Raw genomic sequence first — 20,322 nt, 5'->3', positions numbered from 1 at the left:
GCAATCAACAGTACGCCACACATTATTATATAATATGAACAAGAGATCCAATACATCGATACAAATGATTGCCGACTACGACGGCGACATAAAGAACCTGCTCAATGTGGAATTTGAGGGTACACTCCCCGTACTTGCCACTCGCAACGTGGTGATTTTCCCGGGAGTTATATGCCCCGTCATTGTAGGACGCAAGCAAAGTCTGAAGTTGCTCAAAGACATCAGCAAAGAGCGCGACGCCGTGTTTGCTGTGTTCTGCCAGAAAGACCCTAACGTGGAACTGCCAGGCGAAGGCGACCTCATTGAATACGGCGTATATGCCAAACTGGTGAAAGTGCTCGAAATGCCCGGACCAGGCAACAACGTGACAGCCATAATACAGGGACTGGGACGCTGCCACCTTGACGAACTCGTCACAAACAAGCCGATGATTCTCGGCAAGGTCAGCCCCGCTATGGAGGAAATGCCCGACGAAAACGACACCGAGTTCAAGACTGCAATGGACGACCTGCGCTCCAACACTGTGAAGTACATACAGATGAACGAGGAGCTGCCCGACGAGTCGCAGTTTGCACTGAGCAACATCTCTAACGACGTGATTGCTGCCGACTTCGTGTGCTCAAACCTGCCATTCAGTCTTGAAGACAAGATTTCGCTCATCACCACATCAAGTATCAAGGAGCGCGTCATCGGCGTGCTGCGCGTGATGCACAAGGAAATGCAGCTGCTCGAACTCAAGCAGAACATACGCTCGAAGACTCGCGAAGACCTCGACGAGCAGCAGCGTGAGTACTTCCTGCAGCAGCAAATTAAGAATATCAAGGAGGAATTGGGCAACGGTGAGGGTTCGCCCGAGCGCAAGGAACTGGAAGAGAAAGCCAAGACAAAGCTTTGGAGCGAAGACGTGCAGAAAGTGTTCCGAAAGGAACTCGACAAGCTCGACATGCTCAATCCGCAAAGCCCCGACTACAGCATTCAGTTCAACTATCTGCAGACAATGATCAATCTGCCTTGGGGCGAGTATACCAAGGACGATCTCGACCTGAAGCGTGCACAGCGCATACTCAACCGCGACCATTACGGAATGGAGAAGGTGAAGGAACGCATACTCGAATATATGGCTGTACTGAAGCTCAGAGGCGACCTCAAGTCGCCCATCATCTGCCTCTACGGACCTCCGGGAGTGGGTAAGACATCGCTCGGAAAGTCGATTGCAGCAGCCATGAAGCGCAAGTATGTACGCATGTCGCTCGGCGGACTCCATGACGAGAGCGAGATACGCGGACATCGTCGCACATACATTGGTGCAATGCCCGGACGTATCATCAAGAACATACAGAAGGCAGGTTCGTCAAACCCCGTGTTCATTCTCGACGAGATTGACAAGGTAACACAGAACACCGTCAACGGTGACCCGTCATCGGCATTGCTCGAGGTGCTCGACCCCGAACAGAACAACGCCTTCCACGACAACTATCTCGACGTTGACTACGACCTCTCGAAGGTGCTCTTCATCGCTACAGCCAACGACCTCGGCAGCATACCAAAGCCGCTACTCGACCGTATGGAGCTGATTGAGGTGAGCGGATATATCACTGAGGAGAAGATAGAGATAGCCAAGCGCCACCTCATTCCGCGCGAGATTGACAACTGCGGACTGGCTGCCAAAGAGGATAAGCCGACATTCAACAAGGCTGCCATAGAGAAGATAATCGAACAGTACACACGCGAGAGCGGTGTTCGACAGCTTGAAAAGCAGACAAACAAGGCTCTGCGCAAGCTGGCTTATCGCAAGGCACTCGACGGACAACTGCCATATGAGAAGATTACTCCAAACGAGATTGAGGACCTGCTCGGCAAACCGCCATTCTATCGCGACATCTATCAGGGCAACGACTACGCCGGCGTAGTAACCGGACTGGCATGGACCAGCGTAGGCGGTGAAATTCTCTTCATTGAGACTTCGCTCAGCAAGGGCAAGGCAGGCAAACTGACACTCACCGGTAACCTCGGCGACGTGATGAAAGAGTCGGCTGTGATAGCCCTCGAATATGTAAAGGCACACATAGACACACTGGGCGTCGACTACCGCATATTCGACAACTGGAACATCCACATCCATGTGCCCGAAGGTGCAACGCCAAAGGACGGACCGTCGGCTGGTATTACCATTGCCACCTCTATAGCCTCAGCTCTTACACAGCGTAAGGTGCGCAAGAACACAGCTATGACCGGTGAGATAACGCTGCGCGGCAAGGTACTGCCTGTAGGCGGCATCAAGGAGAAGATACTCGCTGCCAAGCGCGCCGGAATCACCGACATCGTGATGTGCCGCGACAACCGCAAGGACATTGAGGAAATACCCGAAATCTACCGTAAGGGAGTGCAGTTCCATTATGTCGAGGACGTGCAGGACGTATGGCAATTTGCACTCACCGACACATTGGTTGACAACCCGGTAAACTTTAAGATTGATGAAGAAAAGAAAGAAGACAAATGACATTTGAACTACAACATACCGACCCGTGCAGCGACGCACGTACCGGACTCATCACCACCGACCACGGACAGATAAAGACTCCTATCTTTATGCCCGTGGGCACTGTTGGCTCGGTCAAGGGTGTACACTTTCAGGAGCTGCGCGAGCAGGTGAAGGCACAGATAATACTGGGCAACACCTACCACCTGTACCTCCGTCCCGGACTTGACACACTGCGCAAGGCTGGCGGACTGCATAAGTTCAACACATGGGACTGCCCGATTCTTACCGACTCGGGTGGCTTTCAGGTATTCTCTCTCACCGGCATACGCAAGCTGCGTGAAGAGGGATGCGAGTTCCGCTCACATATCGACGGCTCAAAGCATATATTCACTCCCGAGAGCGTGATGGACACTGAGCGCATTATCGGAGCCGACATCATGATGGCATTCGACGAGTGCCCTCCCGGAGAAAGCGACTACGAGTATGCACGCAAGAGTCTGCAACTCACACAGCGTTGGCTCGACCGCTGCTTCAAGCGCTTCAACGAGACCGAACCGCTCTACGGTCACAAGCAGAGCCTCTTCCCTATCGTACAGGGATGCAAGTATAAAGACCTGCGTCGTGAGGCTGCCAAGTATGTAGCCGACAAGGGTGCCGACGGCAATGCTATCGGCGGATTGGCTGTGGGTGAACCGACTGAGGTAATGTACGAAATGATTGAGGTTGTAAACGAGATCCTGCCAAAGGACCGTCCGCGATACCTCATGGGCGTAGGTACACCTCAGAACATTCTCGAAGCCATTGAACGCGGAGTGGATATGTTCGACTGCGTTATGCCTACCCGCAACGGACGCAACGCTATGCTATTCACCTACAACGGCACGATGAACATGCGCAACAAGAAATGGGAAAACGACTTCTCACCCATCGACCCCGACGGATGCGACATCGATCGTCTGCACTCAAAGGCTTATCTGCACCATCTCTTCAAGGCCCAGGAACTTCTGGCAATGCAGATAGCAAGCATTCACAACCTCGCCTTCTATCTGCGACTCGTCACCGACGCCCGCCAGCATATCGAACAGGGCGACTTCGTGCAGTGGAAACGCAGCGTCATAGACAATCTCGGAAGAAGAATTTAGTTTTAGTAGGATGAAAAGAAAGAACATAAGGCGGATGCGCCACCTGCTGCATGCAACACGGTGGATGCACAAGCACACACGATGGATGCGCAGAGCAGCTATGTGGATTGCACATAAGCTGAGATTTCTGCGTGTGTTAGGCGTGCTCAATCCGCTGCGATACATCAAGACACTCGATTGGTATATAATACGCAAATTCATTGGAACGTACATCTACTCCATTGCGCTCATCATATCAATCAGTATCGTATTCGACGTCAACGAGAACCTCTCGAAGTTCACGCAATATCATGCGCCATTCAAGGCTATAGTATTCGACTACTATGCCAACTTCGTTCCATACTTCGCCAACTTGTTCAGTCCGCTGTTCGTGTTCATTGCCGTGATTTTCTTCACGTCAAAACTGGCGTCCAACTCCGAGATTATCTCTATGCTCGCAGCAGGTGTGTCGTTCAAGCGACTAATGCGACCATACATGATTTCGTGTGTGCTCATCTCCTCGCTCTCCTTCTTCCTTGCATCCTACGTCATTCCGCACGGCACCATCGTCAAGCAGAACTTCGAGTCGATGTACAAGAACAAAAGGCTCAACACCTCAGCCGACAACGTAATGCTGCAAGTAGACCGTGGAGTGATAGCCTACATTCAGCACTACGACAACAACTACAAGAAGGGCTACGGATTCTCGCTCGACAAGTTTGAGAACAAGAAACTCGTAAGCCACCTCACAGCTATGGAGGCGCAGTATGACACTATCAGCGACTCCAAATATCACTGGACCGTAAGCAACTGGAAGATACGCGAAATGCGCGGTCTAAAGGAACACATCACCAGTGGTTCAAAGCTCGACACCATGATTGTCATGGAACCTACCGACTTGGTATATTCAAAGGGTCAGCAGGAAACATTCACATCGCCAGAGCTGAAGGAGTACATCTCCAAACAGATAGACCGAGGCAGTAGCAATGTGGTACAGTATCAGGTGGAGTATCACAAGCGTATTGCCGCCTCGTTTGCCTCGTTCATCCTCACCATCATCGGTGTATCACTTTCGTCGCGCAAGCGCAAGGGTGGTATGGGTATGTATCTCGGCATAGGTCTGGCACTCAGCTTCGGCTATATTCTCTTGCAGACCGTGTCATCAACATTTGCCATCAACGCAGGCATGCCACCTATGCTGGCTGCGTGGATACCAAACATCACATTCGCCATTGTAGCATACTTCTGCTATAGAAAGGCACCCAATTAAAATGTTGAATTAGGAATGTGGAGTGTTGAATTGTCGGCTTTGCCGATTACAAATTAAACGATGTTGATTTAATTAATTGCCACTCAACACTCCACATTTCAAATTCAACATTGCGGTCATACCGCAACTATTCAACATTCAACACTCAACACTCAACATTTCTAACAATGTATTTCGACGAAACACAACTCAACGATCATGTGCTTGATGCACTATACGACATGCGCTTTGACGTATGTACTCCCATACAGGAACAATGTATTCCGCCAATACTCGAAGGTCGCGACCTTTTGGGCGTAGCTCAGACAGGTACAGGCAAGACCGCTGCCTATCTGCTGCCTATTCTCTCGCGTCTTGACGACGGTGGATTCCCCAAGGACGCTATCAACTGTGTTATAATGAGCCCGACACGAGAGCTGGCACAACAGATTGACCAGGCCATGCAAGGCTTCGGCTATTATCTCGACGGCGTTAGCAGCGTGGCTGTATATGGAGGCAACGACGGCAACCGCTACGATCAGGAACTCAAGAGTTTCCAGATGGGTGCCGACGTAGTAATTGCCACTCCCGGACGTCTCATCAGCCATATCTCACTCGGTTCAGCCGACCTCAGCCGCGTAAGCTTCTTCGTTCTCGACGAGGCAGACCGCATGCTCGACATGGGATTCTCTGAAGACATAAAGATGATTGCAAGCAAGTTGCCACCTACTTGCCAGACTATCATGTTCTCGGCCACTATGCCCGAGAAGATTGAAGAACTCGCCAAGACTCTGCTCAAGAACCCCGTAGAAGTGAAGATAGCCGTAAGCAAGCCTGCCGAAAAAATCAAGCAGACCGCCTACATTTGCTATGAGACACAGAAGATTGGCATCATCAAGGACCTCTTCCGCAAGGGCGACCTCAACCGTGTCATCATTTTCTCTGGCAAGAAGCAGAAGGTGAAGGCCATCAACCGCACTCTGCAGCAGATGAAGATAAATTCGGGTGAGATGCACTCCGACCTTGAGCAGGCTGAACGCGACGAAATCCTGTATAAGTTCAAGACCGGACAGATCGACGTACTCGTAGCCACCGATATCGTAGCACGTGGCATTGACATCGACGATATTGCTATGGTCATCAACTTCGATGTACCCCACGACCCAGAAGACTATGTTCACCGCATCGGACGTACAGCACGTGCCGAGCGCGACGGTGTTGCCATCACCTTCGTAAGCGACGACGAAATCTACAGCTTTAAGCAGATAGAGAAGTTCCTCGACCGTGAAGTTGAAAAGGTGGCATTGCCTGAAGGATTGGGCGAAGCACCCGACTATAACGCTCCGCGAGGCAAAGGCAAGTCCGACCGCAACAGCCGTGGCCGTGGTCGAGGCAAGAAGCCGACAACTGACAAGCAGGCTGCTGACGGCGAAAAGAAACCACGCAACAACCGCCGACGCAAACCACAGAATGCCGACAACAACGTCGAGCAGCCCGCTAACACCACAACCGGCAACGCTGAGCAGACTACTGTTGACAACACCCAACAGCCAGACAACTCGACTACCGTCAATGTCCAAACCGACGGTGAGAAGAAGCCGCGCAACAAGCGCAACCGCAAGCCACGCCGCCGACAAGAGAACGGAGAAACAACTGGCGAGCAAAATAACTCAAACGAGCAGAAGACAGACAAGGAACAGAAGCTGCGCAACGAAAAGAAAACTCGTGGCGAACAAAAAACTCGTGGCGAGCAGAAGTCAGACAACGAACATAAGTCAAATAACGACAGAAAGCCAAACAACCGTAAGCGTCAGAACACCGAACAGAAGTCTGAAGGCGAACAGAAGTCACGCCGACAGCAACAGCGCCGCAACAGCCGTAAGCCTAATACTCCAAAGGCAGAACCTACGCCAAACTTGCCCGCTGTAAAGCAAACAAGTGCTATCACAAAGATTCTGACAAAACCTATCAGCTGGCTAAAGTCGCTCGGAAAAAAGAAAGATTAAAGTATAGTAGATACGAAACAATAAAGTATAGTAGATACAATACAACGGGGCAGAACTCCATACTGGAATTCTGCCCCGTTTTTGGATATTATCATCACTATGCCATCCTTCACAATATGCCGAAACCCATAAAATCGTACAGAATTAATGCTTTTATCAAAATAAACTCGTAACTTTGCACCGTTTAAACAAATTGTACGCATCCATAGGTAGAAGCTATGTAGGTTTCTGGGGCTTTACAGCTCGTATTTTATGAGTTCTGACACAGCTTCAAACTATGCGTTTTCATAGGAAATCATAGAAATAGAGAGAATGAGATTTGCAGTTATAGCAGCAGGCGAAGGTAGCCGTCTGGCGCAGGAAGGCGTCGAGCAGCCCAAACCGCTGGTACCCGTATGCGGCGAGCCCATGATTGAACGCTTGCTGCGCATATTCGTCGACTGCGGTGCGACGGAAATAGTGGTAATCGTCAACGAATGGAGCACAGCAGTGCGCGAACATATTGAGAGCCTCGCTCTACCTGTGCCACTGCGCCTTGTAGTGAAGACCACACCAAGTTCAATGCACAGCTTGCATGCACTTTCGCCATATCTGCGTGGCGAACGTTTTTGTCTTACAACGGTAGATACTATCTTCCGCGAAGCAGAATTCAAGAAATATATTCGCCACTTTGCTGCCACTACCGATATTGACGGATGTATGGCTGTCACACCATTTGTTGATGACGAGAAGCCATTGTGGGTAGGCGTTGAGCAACAGGTGGATGCCGACGGTGCAAGCATTCTCGACAAGCAAGGCTCTCACCGCATGCCTCGCGTCACTGGTTTCCATGACAGCCAGGAGCAGGGCGACTATCTTATATCAGGCGGTATTTACTGTCTGGGCGACCGTGCTCTCGACGTACTCGACCATTGTATGGAGAAGGGCATGAGCCGTATGCGCAACTTCCAGCGTCAGCTCGTAGCCGAGGGGTTGAAACTCGAAGCTTATCCTATTAACAAGATTCTCGATGTCGACCATCGTGACGACATTGCCAAGGCTGAAGCTTTCCTTCGTCCGCTCGAAGGCAAGAAACTCGTAGGCGTATGTCGCGGCAATGAGTATTCGCCCAACTGTGTCGACAACGACGCAGCTATCATGCACGCCGTTAAGGACAATCTGGAATTGCTCGGTGCCGAGGTAGAGATGTACAACGAGAAGGACTTCTACACCAAGGCAGAAACTATAGACGCAGCCCTCCAACGTGCTGCCGACAATGGCATAATAGACAGCAATGAAGCCATTGCCAATGAGCATGCCGATGCTTTCTTCAGCATGGCTCGCAGCAAGCGCGCACTCAACGCCCTCGACCGTATTGAGAAGAACGGCACTCCCGTAGTGAACAGCAGCGACGGCATCGACCGTTGCATACGCCGTACCATGACAGAGATGTTCATTGAGGGCGGTGTGGCTTATCCAGAAAGCCGTATCATCGAAAAGGGCAATTCTATGTCTGACGGTATCGACTATCCTCTGTGGCTGAAACGTGGCGACGGATGTGCCCAGCAGAAGGAGGACACATGCTACGTGCAGTCGAAGGACGAGGCAGAGAAACTTCTGAACGACTTCTGGCAGCGTGGCGTAGAGTCGGTAGTGGTAAACGAGCACCTCAAAGGCGACCTTATCAAGTTCTACGGTGTTGAGGGCACCGACTTCTTCTACTGGTTCTATCCTTCTAAATGCGGCCACCGCTCTAAGTTCGGCCTTGAGGTAATCAACGGCGACGCACGCGGCATTCTCTTCGACACCGACGCCCTTAAACATGAAGCCGACAAGGCAGCACTGATGCTTGGCGTGCCAGTATATGGCGGCGACTGCGTGATAGGCGACGACGGTTCGATAAAGATTATCGACTTCAACGACTGGCCAAGCTTTGCCCCATGCCGCGACGAGGCAGCATTCAATATAGCCATGGCTATACTCAACAAGATGTAAAACAGCGGAACCGGCAACACCCCAAACGTTACATCAAGAATTTTAATTAAACATTATCATATAAAAATGTCAAATTCAGAATTCAAGTCAACCCTCAAGTCGTCGGACACAGAGGAACACATCGACATTTATTTCTATCGCCCGATAGGCTATCAGTGGGCACGCTTCTTCCGCATGCTGCACGTCACCCCCAACGTAGTGACTATTCTTTCAATATTCCTCGGCGTAGGAGCCGGCATCTGCTTCGGCTTCAACGATCTTCGCATCAACATCGTAGGTATTCTGCTGCTCATTTGGGCGAATATGTACGACAGCTGCGACGGTCAGCTGGCACGTCTCACCAATCAGAAGAGCGCGCTTGGACGTATTCTCGACGGTGCCGCAGGCGACTTCTGGTTCATCGCCATCTATGTAGCCATCTGCATCCGACTCATGCCCGAATGGGGCGTGTGGATTTGGGTACTGTGCGTAATAAGCGGTTTCGGTTGTCACTCACGCCAGTGTCGTCTTGCCGACTACTACCGTCAGATTCACCTCTTCTTCCTCAAGGGCAAGGATGGCAGCGAGATGGACGATGCCTCAAAGCAGGTGGAGCTGTATCGCGAGATGAAATGGGGCAAGCAGCCGCTGCAGAAACTCTTCCAGTTCTTCTATGTCAACTATACAGCAGCCCAGGAGAAGGAGACACCGTGGTTTCAGAAACTCAAGGCTGCAATACGTGCCAAATATCCCGACCAGTTGCCCGAAAGCCTGCGCAATGACTTCCGCCAGGGCAGTCTGCCACTGATGAAGTACGCCAACTTCCTCACCTTCAACTGGCGCAGCATCACACTCTTCGTCAGCATTCTCATTGGCAAGCCGTGGGTTTATCCGGCAGTAGAGATTGTAGTGTTCACCGCCGTTTACTTCTATATGCACTATCGTCACGAGCGTCTGTGCCGCGAGGTACTTGCCAAGCTCGACAGCTACAAATAAAAACATATGAACAATAAGTTTCGCAATATATTCATGGCGTTCGGTATAATAGCCATTGTCATCATGCTCTGCACGATGAACATGGACTATACCGACATTTGGTACTATCTGCTCAAGGTGGGCATCTACTTCCCGCTCATCTTGGCTTTATGGCTGGTGGTGTACTTGGTCAACACATTGTCATGGTATCTTATCATCAATGACGAAGGGCGCTGTGAAGGGCTCTCGTTTTGGCGTGTCTACAAACTCACCGTCAGCGGATTTGCCCTCAACTACACTACTCCGTGTGGACTTATGGGTGGCGAGCCTTACCGCATCATGGAACTGAAGCCATACACCGGCGTGAGCAAGGCTACATCATCGGTTATATTATATGTGATGATGCACATCTTCTCACACTTCTGGTTCTGGTTTCTCTCCATCTTCCTCTTCATCGCATTCAATCCCGTAGGATTGTCGATGGGCATACTGCTTACAGTAATAGGTGCATTCTGTATTCTTGCCATCTACTTCTTCTCACGTGGTTACAAGACGGGCATGGCACAGAAAGGCATACGATTGCTCACCCACATACCGTTTGTAAAGGGATGGGCAATACGCTTTGCCGAATCGAAGAAGGAGACCCTCGAACAGATTGACTCGCAGATAGCCCTACTCCACCAGCAGCACAAGCGCACCTTCTACTCGTCGCTGCTGTTCGAACTGTCGGCTCGCATCCTGCAGAGTTTCGAGATTTACCTCATCCTCAAGGCATTCAACGCCGAGGTTGGCATCGTTGACTCTATACTCATTCTCGCATTCTCGTCGCTGTTCAGCAATCTTATATTCTTTACGCCGATGCAGCTTGGATCGCGCGAAGGCGGATTGGCATTGGCTGTAGACGGACTGCATCTTACAGGTGCACTCGGTGTGTACACGGGTCTTATCACCCGACTGCGCGAACTGGTATGGATAGCTATCGGCATCATGCTGATTAAGATTGGCAACAACAAATTGCCCAAGGATACATCCAACAACAGCGAATCGTAACGAAACACATTATAAATATAACCATACAAGACATGAGATCAACTAAAATACGAGGCATTATATTCGACTACGGTGGCACGCTCGACACACGCGGCGACCACTGGTCGGAAGTGATATGGGACAGCTACCAGCAGTGTGGCATTGCCGTCGACAAGCCCTCCTATCGCGACGCTTATGTATACGGAGAGCGAGCTTTGGCTGTCAACCCTATCGTTACTCCCGAATTCCACTTTATCGACATTCTGCGCGAAAAGCTTCAGTTGCAGTTGCAGTTTCTGTGCGGTTGCCCATTGTTGCCCACAGGCAAGGACGACGAGCAGCGCCAGGCACAGCTCACATCACACCTGCAGATGACAGCCGATGAAATCAGCGACACCGCCATGCGCATTGCCACATGCATCAACGATGCAACCAACGCCTTGCTGCACGAAAACCGCAAGGTGCTCGAACGTCTGCGTCAGGCAGGTCTGCCTATGGTGCTCGTATCCAACTTCTACGGCAACATCCGCACAGTGCTGCGCGACGCTCATCTCGATGGTTTCTTCAAGGAGATTGTTGAGTCGGCTGTGGTAGGCGTGCGCAAACCCAATCCTGCCATATTCGCTCTCGGAGTGTGCGCTCTCGATTTGCCTGCCTCTGAAGTATTGGTGGTAGGCGACACCTACGGCAAGGATATTGTACCCGCTCATCAACTCGGATGCCATACCATTTGGATTAAAGGACGCCAATGGGAAGACAAGCCAGCCGATGAAAGCATTTGCGACGACGTTATAACACGACTCGAAGACATGCTTAAGTTTGTAAGTCAAAATGCATAGTTTGCATTTTGACTTACTCCAATTCTACTCAATATTCCGTTTTTCCTATTTTTTAGTTGCTATGGGAAAAATATTCAGAAAAATATTTAAATGCAAAAAGTTTTCATGTCCTATTTCACTTATTATTCTTAACTTTGCATTCTCTTAATAGACAATTAGGATACACATTTAATATAAAGGTAAAGGGTGAAAAGGTTTTTAAGTATTACATTGATGTTCTTTGTCTTGGCAATTGCAGCCAAGGCACAGATTACCGGTGAAATTTATGACAGCGACGGATATCCTATTCCGTTGGCAAGCGCTATATATAAGGGTCACCATGTGGCAGCAGCAAGCGACATGGACGGCAAGTTTACCATTGCGCGACACAATGGTTGGGAACTCACATTCAGTAGCGTAGGCTTCATTCCGCAAACTATCAAGGTTGGCCCCAACACTCCTTCACACATGAAGATTGTGCTCAAGGAGGACTCTAAGACTCTTGGCGAGGTGGTTATCAAGCAGAAGCGCGAACGCTACTCACGCAAGAACAACCCTGCCGTAGAGCTTATGAAGCGCGTAATAGCAGCCAAGAAGCTGTCGCATCTTGAGAACAACGACTACTATCAGTACAACAAATATCAGAAGATAACGCTCGCTCTGAACGATATCAAGCCCGAAGACCTTGTAACGGGCAAGTACAAGAACAAGTCGTATGTGAAAGATCAGATTGAAACATCGCCTTACAACAACAAGCTCATTCTGCCCGTCAGCGTGGAGGAGACCGTTACGCAGCACATCTATCGCAAGAATCCTAAGGAGGAGAAGGACATTATCAAGGGTCAGCGCCAAGAAGGTGTCAACAACCTGCTGCAGACGGGCGAGATACTGAACACGTTGCTTAAAGAGGTGTTTACAGATGTCAATATCTACGACGACCACATGCGTCTGCTTCAGTATCAGTTTACGTCGCCCATCGGCGAGACTGCCATCTCGTTCTACCGTTTCTACATACAGGACACGGTATATGTCGACCGCGACCTGTGCTACCATCTGGAGTTTATCCCCAACAACCAGCAGGACTTCGGATTCCGTGGCGAACTGTACGTATTGGCCGACTCGTCATTGCACGTCAAGAAATGCTCGTTCACTCTGCCTAAGTGCACCGACGTAAACTTCGTGAGAGACATGAAGATTACGCAGGAATACACCCAATTGCCCAATGGCGAATGGGTGCTGTCGGTAGACGACCTCACCACCGAGATACACGTCAACAAGATGATAGGCGACCTGCTTGTCACCAAGACGACGCGCTACGACGACTATGCCTTCGACGATTTGCCCAACAAGCTGTTCAAGGGCAAGGCAAAGGTAAAGCACGAGGTAGATGCGATGATACGCGACGAGGCGTTCTGGAACCAGTATCGTGCCGTAGAGCTTACCAAGGGCGAGTCGTCGATGAATGCCTTCATACATCGTATGGAGCAGTCGAAGAACTTCAAGTGGATTATCTTCGGATTGCGAGCATTCCTCGAGAACTTCGTCGAGACTGGTTCTACACGCACCAAGTCGATGTTCGACTTCGGTCCGGTCAACACCATCATCTCAAACAACTTCGTCGACAACTACCGCTTACGTCTCAGCGGACGTACCACAGCCAATCTCAACAAGCACCTCTTCTGGAAGGGTTACTACGCTTACGGTACAAAGTCGCACAACCACTACTATGGCACAGAAATAACATACAGTCTGAACAAGAAGAAGAATGCGCCGTTCGAATTCCCGCAGCGCAACATCATCTTCGAGACTGGCTACGATGTTATGTCGCCTGCCGACAAGTTCCTCATGCACAACAAGGATAATGTATTCATGTCGTTGCGTACACAGAAGGTTGAGCAGATGTACTTCTACAACCGCCAGAAACTCTCGTTCGACTACGAGACCGACTGGGGATTGTCGTTCAACGCGTCAATCAAGGCTGAGAGCAACACACCAACCGGCGACCTCACATTCATGAAGATGCCAGGTGCTGTGACCAATCCCGATGCCGACGGCAACGAATTCGTCCACAAGATACGCACTACTGAGGCTAAGCTTGGCGTGCGCTACTGTCCCGGACAGACCTTCATCAATACCAAGCAGCAGCGTTGGCCTGTCAATCTCGATGCTCCTGAGTTTACATTGAGCCACACTATGGGCATCAAGAACTTCCTTGGTGGCGAGTACAAGCTCAATATGACTGAGGCAAGCATATACAAGCGCTTCTGGCTCGGATCGTGGGGCTACGTCAACACTCACCTTATCGGTGGTGCACAATGGAGCAAGGTACCGTTCCCGCTCCTCATCATGCCCCCTGCCAACCTCACCTACTTCGAGATGGAGAATACCATGTCGATGCTTAAGAACATGGAGTTCCTAAGCGACCGCTACGCCTTTGCGTCGGTTTCGTGGGACCTCAACGGCAAGCTGTTCAACCGTCTGCCACTCATACGCAAGCTCAAATGGCGTGAATGGGTATCGGTAAAGGGAATGTGGAGCACACTGACCGACAAGAACAACCCGCTGCTTGAGCAGAACCAGAACTCCAACTTGCTCTTCCAGATGCCCGAAGGAGCGTCAGTAATGGACAAGAAGAAGCCATACTGGGAAGTTGTAGTAGGCGTACACAACATCTTCAAGTTCTTCGCCGTTGACTATGTTCGCCGTATGAACTACAATGGTCCTGGCATCAAGAAGAACGGTATACGCTTCATGTTTATGGCAAGTTTCTAAAAGCATCAAGCTTATGATTTTATTTGCAGACAGACAGGATATCACACGCATCGGACTGATGCACGTCGCCAGCACTATGGAATGTGCTGGCGAGTGCAAATATGTCGAAGACAAGGCTTCGCTCATCGAAGCCTTGACAGCCGTGCCCGATGCTATAGTAGTGCTCGACTATACAATGTTCGACATCAACGACCTGTCTGAGCTGCTCATTATTACACAACGGTTTGGTAGCTCGCATTGGGTGCTGTTCAGCGACACACTGAGCTACGAATTTATGTCGCGAGCTGTGGCTACAAGCCGACAATTAAGTATTGTAATGAAAGACTCACCAATTGGCGAGATACGCTCAGCATTGCAATACGCCCTACAACATCAACGATACATCTGCCAACGAATAGCCGAGATGCTGCTCAATCCGCCGACCAACGACGAGCAACAACCCGAGTTGGCTAATCTTACAAAGACCGAAACGGAGATTCTGAAGCTTATAGCTCTCGGACTTACAACGAAGGAGATTGCCGAACGACGCTTCTCGTCGTTCCATACTATCAATACCCACCGCAAGAACATATTCCGCAAGCTTAGTGTCAACAACGCTCACGAGGCTACAAAACTGGCGCTCAGAGCAGGACTGGTAGACAGTGCGGAATATTATATATAATGAAATGAGGCTACAGCATTCACGCTATAGCCTCTTTTTTTTATAATTTTATGCAAACGATTGTCCTGATTTTTTGATTGTTTTTCATTTATTAAGTTGTTTCATATTACTTTATATCCCTATTTTTGCAACATAATCGATAACTTAATAACTGTTTTCAACAAACCTTTTATGATTAACAACAAACTTAAAATGTGGGCATTTCTACTGCTTATGCTCATCGCTATGCCAACAATGGCAGACGATTTCAACAGTCAGCGAACGGATTTTCGCGACGAGAGTATCTACTTTATGATTACCACCCGTTTCTACGATGGCGATCCTCAAAACAATGTATTGTGTTGGGATAACAAACAATGTCAGATCGAGACTGGCGACCCTTGCTGGCGAGGCGACTTCCAGGGTGTGATCGACAAGCTCGACTACATCAAGGCGCTTGGTTTCACAGCCATCTGGATTACCCCAGTAGTGCAGAACGCATCGGGTTACGACTATCATGGCTACCATGCCATGGACTTCACACATGTCGACTGCCGCTATCAGAGCGGTGACGGCTCGAAGAGTGGCGACGTAATGTTCCAGGAACTCATCGACAAGGCACATGCCAAGGGCATCAAGATTATACTTGACATCGTGCTCAACCACACAGGTAACTTTGGTGAGGAGAATCTCTGCAAGGAGTTTGAGCGCAACACCAAGCTTCGTAACCAGGCTGAAATCGACGCTTGTATGATTCCTAACAGCGATATGCTTGGCTCCGACTATCTCACAATTGTAGGTGCTCAGCAGTACCAGCGCCGTTTGGCTCTGATGAAGAATACAGATGGACAGAACCACGACATACACAACTACTGGCACCATACAGCCAACAACTGGAACTGGGACTTCCCCAGCCGTTGGATGGGTCAGATTGCTGGCGACTGTGTAGACCTTAACACTGAGAACGACGAGGTGGCACAGTATCTCGTAAAGTGCTATGGCGAGTTCATCAAGATGGGTGTCGATGGTTTCCGTATCGATACATCCGGCCATATCTCTCGCTTGACATTCAACAAGCAGTTCATTCCTCAATTTACAGCACTTGGCGAGCAGTATAAGAGCAAGCGCTTAAACCAGGCACCTTTCTTTATGTATGGTGAGGTTTGTACTCGTATGAACGATGTCACCTACAGAGGTCAGGCAAACCTCTCTTGCTACTTTTATACCTGGAAGTCGGACGAGGACTTGCTCAACAAATGGGATGGAAGCAAAAGCTACTGGGATAACGTGGTGATTCCTGAGGGTTCTGAGCCTGTAGGCCCACAAGAGCTTTGCTTGGAGGAGACTACTTCTCCAAAGAGCAACAATGCCAAGATGCTCAATGGTGCATGGCACGAGCCGGACTATTCTCAGTCAAGCGGATTCAACGTCATTGACTTCCCTATGCACTACAGCTACAACACTGCCCAACAGGCTTTCGGAATTGCAAGCGGCGACGAGTGCTATAATGACGCTACTTACAATGTAGTATATGTAGATAGCCATGACTACAGTCCAGGTCCAAACGACACAAACCGTTTTGGTGGTACAGATGCTCAGTGGGCTGAGAACCTCTCTCTCTTGTTTACCTTCCGTGGTATTCCTTGTATCTATTATGGTTCTGAGATTGGTTTCCGTCGTGGTAAGGTAATTGATAAAGGCCCTAATGGTCCTCTCTCAAACACTGGTCGTGCCTACTTCGGTGGCTACATCACAGGCGATGTTGAGGCAACAGACTTCGGTAAGTACACAGCTTCTGGCAATGTCAATGCAACTCTCAACCACGATCTTGCTCAGCACCTCATTCGTCTTAACCAGATTCGTCAGGCTGTTCCTGCACTGCGTAAGGGTCAGTGGACCGTCGATGGATGTACAGCTAATGGCGGTATTGCTTTCAAGCGTGCATATAAGAAAAGCTACGCTCTCGTTGCCCTCAACGGCGGCGCCACATTCACAGATTGCCCCGCAGGCACATACACCGATATCGTAACCGGTAAGACATATACTGGTTCTACTATCACCGTTGACGCTCCTGCAACACAGGGTCAGGTACGTGTACTAGTAAAGGATTGGACTGGCGGCATTGTAGGCGAAGATGGTCCGTTCATCTACACTACTTCTGCCAAGAGCAAAGATGGTCAGGCTTACGACGGTCAGGAAGAGGCAGGCACCGATATATATTATGGTAGCGAAGACATAGAGCAGGATGCAGCAGTTGTATTCAATCCTAATGGCGGCAACTTCCGCACAGAGACCGTTACCGTTACTGCAACTCTCAACGATGGCGCAACAAGCGGCTGGTATCAGATTGAAGGTGAGGACAAGGTAGAACTCTCAAGCGAAGGCTCAACATTCACCATTGGCGCAGACATGAAGTTTGGTGACACCAAGAAAGTAAACTGGGGTGCAACAAACGACGATGGTACCGAGTACAGTGGTACTACTACATACAGAAAGGTAGATCCTAACGCTTCTATCATCGTTTATGTCAAGGCAGACAAAGCACCTAACCTCTATGCATGGACAGCTGGCGGTGAGGCAGCCAAGGCTCTCAATGGCGAGTGGCCAGGCAAGCAGATGTCAGCTAAGGCAACTGTTGAAGGTGTAGAGTATTATATGTTCGTTGCTGACGGTGTAGAGTCGTTCAATATGATTCTTAACAATGGTGGTAGTGCACAGACTGGTGACATTACTGGCATCACAGCTACAACATTCTTCTCTTACGATGGTGGCTCTGGCTACAAGGTACTTAGTGGTATTCCTGTTCCCGAACCGAATCCTAATCCAAATCCTAATCCTAATCCAGAACCAGACCCAATACCTGTCCCCAATCCAACTGGCAAGTTCTATGTTTACTTTGCAGCTCCTACATCATGGACAACAGTTAAGGCATGGGTATGGAACCACAATAATGGCGACGAGAACTATACTGGTGGCAATTGGCCAGGCGAGGATTGTGTCAAGACCTCTAAGAAATACAACGGCATGAGCATTTGGATGTGGGAGTATAAGGGCGACAAGACCGACATGCCTACACACATCATCTTCAACAATGGTAGTGGTGAGCAGACAGCCAACCTTATCTATCAAAACGGCAAGTGCTACGACTTCAATGGTGTTAACAACTCTATCAACATCACAACTGCCATCAACGGCATAAACGCCAACGCTGCTAAGAAAATGATAAAGGTATATACACTCAACGGCGAATGTGTCGCTGTAATGTCCGACCTCAAATCTTCAACTTACACTCTCCGTCCTGGCATCTATATTGCCAACGGCAAAAAGTTTGTAGTACGTTAAAGTTAGTAGTTCATAAAAATAAAATGAGGCTATAGCCAAAGTGCTATAGCCTCATTTTATTTTTATTCTAATATAGTGTCAATGTAATCGGATGAAGATTACTTAACGATCATCTTCTTGCCGTTCTCAATAACAACACCCTTGTATGACTCGTTAACACGCTGACCAGCGAGGTTGTAACGAACGCCCTTCTTGGCATTGTCTACGGTGATGTTGTTGATACCAGTTGCAACACTATTTGTATTTACAACAGTCTGTGTATAACGAACATTATCTTTCTTACCAGTTTCTGTAGAAGAAGCTCTACAAACTGTAAAAATGACTTCCTTTGTATTAATGTATTTGCCGTTATTGTCCTTATTAACCCAAACTACATTTTTTCCATTTTGTCCAGATAAGGTGAAGGTTCCTACATTAACGGACAAATCAGCCCACGGAGCAGCATTAGAAGCAATCAAATTAATTTGAGTAATATAGTCATCTGACTTATAGGTAATAGTATTTCCTTCATTGGGTGAAGCCTCTGAACCACCAGCTAATTTTACAAATCCTCTGTCAATAGTATAATTAGGAGCCTCGGCAGCTTTACCCTTAGAGAAAGAAATAGAAATTCCCTCAACATTAATTGGATGTTTCTCAAGATAGACAACTGTCTTGCTTGGATTCTCTGCTTCCATCTCACCATAAACATCCTTGAAGTTGATGGTAGTCTTCTTAGTTGTTGTACCTGCATCTTGAGCAGACATTGTACCGCCACACACCATCATAAGTGCAGCAACAAAAGCGTAGCGTAAAGTTTTAATCATAATTTTATTGTTTTAGTTTTAAAAATATTTGCAGTAGTATTGGCGGAGCCGAAACGACTTCCGGCTACCGCCAACAATTTAATAATGTAGAGAATTATGTTCTGAGTCAGTTATTACTTCTTAGCAGCAGGCATTGTTGTGTTTACAACGATCTCGCTGAAGCGGAGCACACCAGTCTTGCCCTCAGGACGGCTAACAGTGAAAGTAACCTCCTTGGCATCGCCAGTCCAAACATAGTTCTTGGTCTTGCGCTCAAACTTCAGAGTACCGCAAGAAGCGTTCAATTCGCCAGCGCCCTGCTCTACCGGAGTAGCCACGAAAACGATGTGCTTCATGTTCTCCTTGCTGTTAGTCAACTTGATTGCCGATCCCTCAGCATTCTCGTTGTCCACCTTGCTACCATACAGACGGATGCAAGCGTTCGACTTAGCTGCGTCGCCAGTAAACATCTGGTAAGCAGGAGAAGAGCTATAGTTGCCCGGGATAATGGTCATTGTTACGTCGCCTACAGTTTGTACACCTGCACCTGCTTCCTTATTCATAAGATAAAGAACGGGCTTGTTAGGCTGAAGACAAGGCTCGAAAATGTTCTTGAAGTTGATAGTTGTCTGTGCAGATGCGCCACCGCATACAAGCATCATCAATGCTACCAATGTAAAACGCAAAGTTTTAATCATAATGTTTTCGGTTATTAAATATTAGTAAATTAGTATTACTTGTAATTTTTAGTATTCTCGTTACTTTTAGTATTATAGTTACTTTTAGTGATGCAAAGTTAAGAAAATATATTGTTATCGCAAATTTTAGAGCCAAAAAAAGATACAATTTAATACAAACTATGTACAAGTACGTACAATGAAGCATATTAATAGGGGTGAGGCAATAATTAACGATACATAAACGGGCTGTAAGCCCAATATCCTCCATAACCCCTTCGTAGCGTTTGTATTTAACGACAATAGTGACAATGGTCGACAATGATTTTATGATATTCGATTGACAATGATTTTAATGATATAAAAAAAGGTCTCCAAAGTCGTTAGACCTTGAAGACCTCAAGTAAAAGAAGGCAGCCACCTACTCTCCCGCATTGCATTGCAGTACCATCGGCGCAAGCGGGCTTAACTTC

Annotated in this window: 13 protein-coding genes; 11 read left to right on the top strand and 2 right to left on the bottom strand. The window is 48.6% G+C overall.

Annotated elements, in window-relative coordinates:
• The first annotated feature begins 34 nt into the window (after positions 1-34).
• The 11 genes from lon to I6E38_RS08120 all read left to right on the top strand — a co-directional run bounded on the left by lon (position 35) and on the right by I6E38_RS08120 (position 18,387).
• Positions 35-2,500 (top strand): endopeptidase La, encoded by a 2,466-nt coding sequence (gene lon / locus I6E38_RS08170; protein WP_235393504.1) that lies wholly within the window; start codon positions 35-37, stop codon positions 2,498-2,500.
• A complete protein-coding gene (gene tgt / locus I6E38_RS08165) occupies positions 2,497-3,624 on the top strand; it encodes a tRNA guanosine(34) transglycosylase Tgt (protein WP_235393503.1) in 1,128 nt (375 codons plus the stop codon). Before lon ends, tgt begins: the two co-directional genes overlap by 4 nt.
• Before the next feature lie 10 nt (positions 3,625-3,634).
• Entirely contained in the window at positions 3,635-4,873 is a 1,239-nt protein-coding gene (locus tag I6E38_RS08160; RefSeq protein ID WP_235393502.1) for an LptF/LptG family permease, read from the top strand.
• Between the two features lie 167 nt (positions 4,874-5,040).
• Positions 5,041-6,858 carry a DEAD/DEAH box helicase gene (locus I6E38_RS08155; protein ID WP_235393501.1) on the top strand — a complete coding sequence of 606 codons (1,818 nt, stop codon included), beginning with the start codon at positions 5,041-5,043 and terminating at the stop codon, positions 6,856-6,858.
• 312 nt (positions 6,859-7,170) lie between these two features.
• Positions 7,171-8,832, top strand: coding sequence for an NTP transferase domain-containing protein (locus I6E38_RS08150; protein ID WP_235393500.1), 1,662 nt, complete (start codon positions 7,171-7,173; stop codon positions 8,830-8,832).
• Positions 8,833-8,898: 66 nt separating this feature from the next.
• Positions 8,899-9,807 carry a CDP-alcohol phosphatidyltransferase family protein gene (locus tag I6E38_RS08145; protein WP_235393499.1) on the top strand — a complete coding sequence of 303 codons (909 nt, stop codon included), beginning with the start codon at positions 8,899-8,901 and terminating at the stop codon, positions 9,805-9,807.
• 6 nt (positions 9,808-9,813) lie between these two features.
• Entirely contained in the window at positions 9,814-10,836 is a 1,023-nt protein-coding gene (locus I6E38_RS08140) for a lysylphosphatidylglycerol synthase transmembrane domain-containing protein (RefSeq protein ID WP_235393498.1), read from the top strand.
• 32 nt (positions 10,837-10,868) lie between these two features.
• A complete protein-coding gene (locus I6E38_RS08135; protein WP_235393497.1) occupies positions 10,869-11,654 on the top strand; it encodes an HAD family hydrolase in 786 nt (261 codons plus the stop codon).
• A gap of 213 nt (positions 11,655-11,867) precedes the next feature.
• Entirely contained in the window at positions 11,868-14,405 is a 2,538-nt protein-coding gene (locus I6E38_RS08130) for a DUF5686 family protein (protein WP_235393519.1), read from the top strand.
• 13 nt (positions 14,406-14,418) lie between these two features.
• Positions 14,419-15,066, top strand: coding sequence for a response regulator transcription factor (locus tag I6E38_RS08125; protein WP_235393496.1), 648 nt, complete (start codon positions 14,419-14,421; stop codon positions 15,064-15,066).
• 171 nt (positions 15,067-15,237) lie between these two features.
• A complete protein-coding gene (locus I6E38_RS08120) occupies positions 15,238-18,387 on the top strand; it encodes an alpha-amylase family glycosyl hydrolase (protein WP_235393495.1) in 3,150 nt (1,049 codons plus the stop codon).
• Between the two features lie 98 nt (positions 18,388-18,485).
• On the opposite strand, the gene I6E38_RS08115 is transcribed toward I6E38_RS08120, so the two are convergent.
• The gene (locus I6E38_RS08115; RefSeq protein ID WP_235393494.1) at positions 18,486-19,193 is read right to left on the bottom strand and encodes a hypothetical protein; all 708 of its coding nucleotides are present in this window, start codon (positions 19,191-19,193) and stop codon (positions 18,486-18,488) included.
• A gap of 113 nt (positions 19,194-19,306) precedes the next feature.
• A complete protein-coding gene (locus I6E38_RS08110; protein WP_235393493.1) occupies positions 19,307-19,870 on the bottom strand; it encodes a hypothetical protein in 564 nt (187 codons plus the stop codon).
• Positions 19,871-20,322 lie beyond the last annotated feature (452 nt).

Origin of the sequence: Leyella stercorea (genome assembly GCF_021531355.1) — a bacterium.
Taxonomy (GTDB): domain Bacteria; phylum Bacteroidota; class Bacteroidia; order Bacteroidales; family Bacteroidaceae; genus Prevotella.
Note: the sequence above shows the minus strand (reverse complement) of the source record. Positions and strands in the feature narration are given on the sequence as shown.

What these genes read in the sequence shown, in the direction of transcription:
- lon (WP_235393504.1), top strand. Translation starts at nt 35, where the DNA reads ATGAACAAGAGATCCAATACATCGATACAAATGATTGCCGACTACGAC.
- tgt (WP_235393503.1), top strand. Translation starts at nt 2,497, where the DNA reads ATGACATTTGAACTACAACATACCGACCCGTGCAGCGACGCACGTACC.
- I6E38_RS08160 (WP_235393502.1), top strand. Translation starts at nt 3,635, where the DNA reads ATGAAAAGAAAGAACATAAGGCGGATGCGCCACCTGCTGCATGCAACA.
- I6E38_RS08155 (WP_235393501.1), top strand. Translation starts at nt 5,041, where the DNA reads ATGTATTTCGACGAAACACAACTCAACGATCATGTGCTTGATGCACTA.
- I6E38_RS08150 (WP_235393500.1), top strand. Translation starts at nt 7,171, where the DNA reads ATGAGATTTGCAGTTATAGCAGCAGGCGAAGGTAGCCGTCTGGCGCAG.
- I6E38_RS08145 (WP_235393499.1), top strand. Translation starts at nt 8,899, where the DNA reads ATGTCAAATTCAGAATTCAAGTCAACCCTCAAGTCGTCGGACACAGAG.
- I6E38_RS08140 (WP_235393498.1), top strand. Translation starts at nt 9,814, where the DNA reads ATGAACAATAAGTTTCGCAATATATTCATGGCGTTCGGTATAATAGCC.
- I6E38_RS08135 (WP_235393497.1), top strand. Translation starts at nt 10,869, where the DNA reads ATGAGATCAACTAAAATACGAGGCATTATATTCGACTACGGTGGCACG.
- I6E38_RS08130 (WP_235393519.1), top strand. Translation starts at nt 11,868, where the DNA reads ATGTTCTTTGTCTTGGCAATTGCAGCCAAGGCACAGATTACCGGTGAA.
- I6E38_RS08125 (WP_235393496.1), top strand. Translation starts at nt 14,419, where the DNA reads ATGATTTTATTTGCAGACAGACAGGATATCACACGCATCGGACTGATG.
- I6E38_RS08120 (WP_235393495.1), top strand. Translation starts at nt 15,238, where the DNA reads ATGATTAACAACAAACTTAAAATGTGGGCATTTCTACTGCTTATGCTC.
- I6E38_RS08115 (WP_235393494.1), bottom strand. Translation starts at nt 19,193, where the DNA reads ATGATTAAAACTTTACGCTACGCTTTTGTTGCTGCACTTATGATGGTG.
- I6E38_RS08110 (WP_235393493.1), bottom strand. Translation starts at nt 19,870, where the DNA reads ATGATTAAAACTTTGCGTTTTACATTGGTAGCATTGATGATGCTTGTA.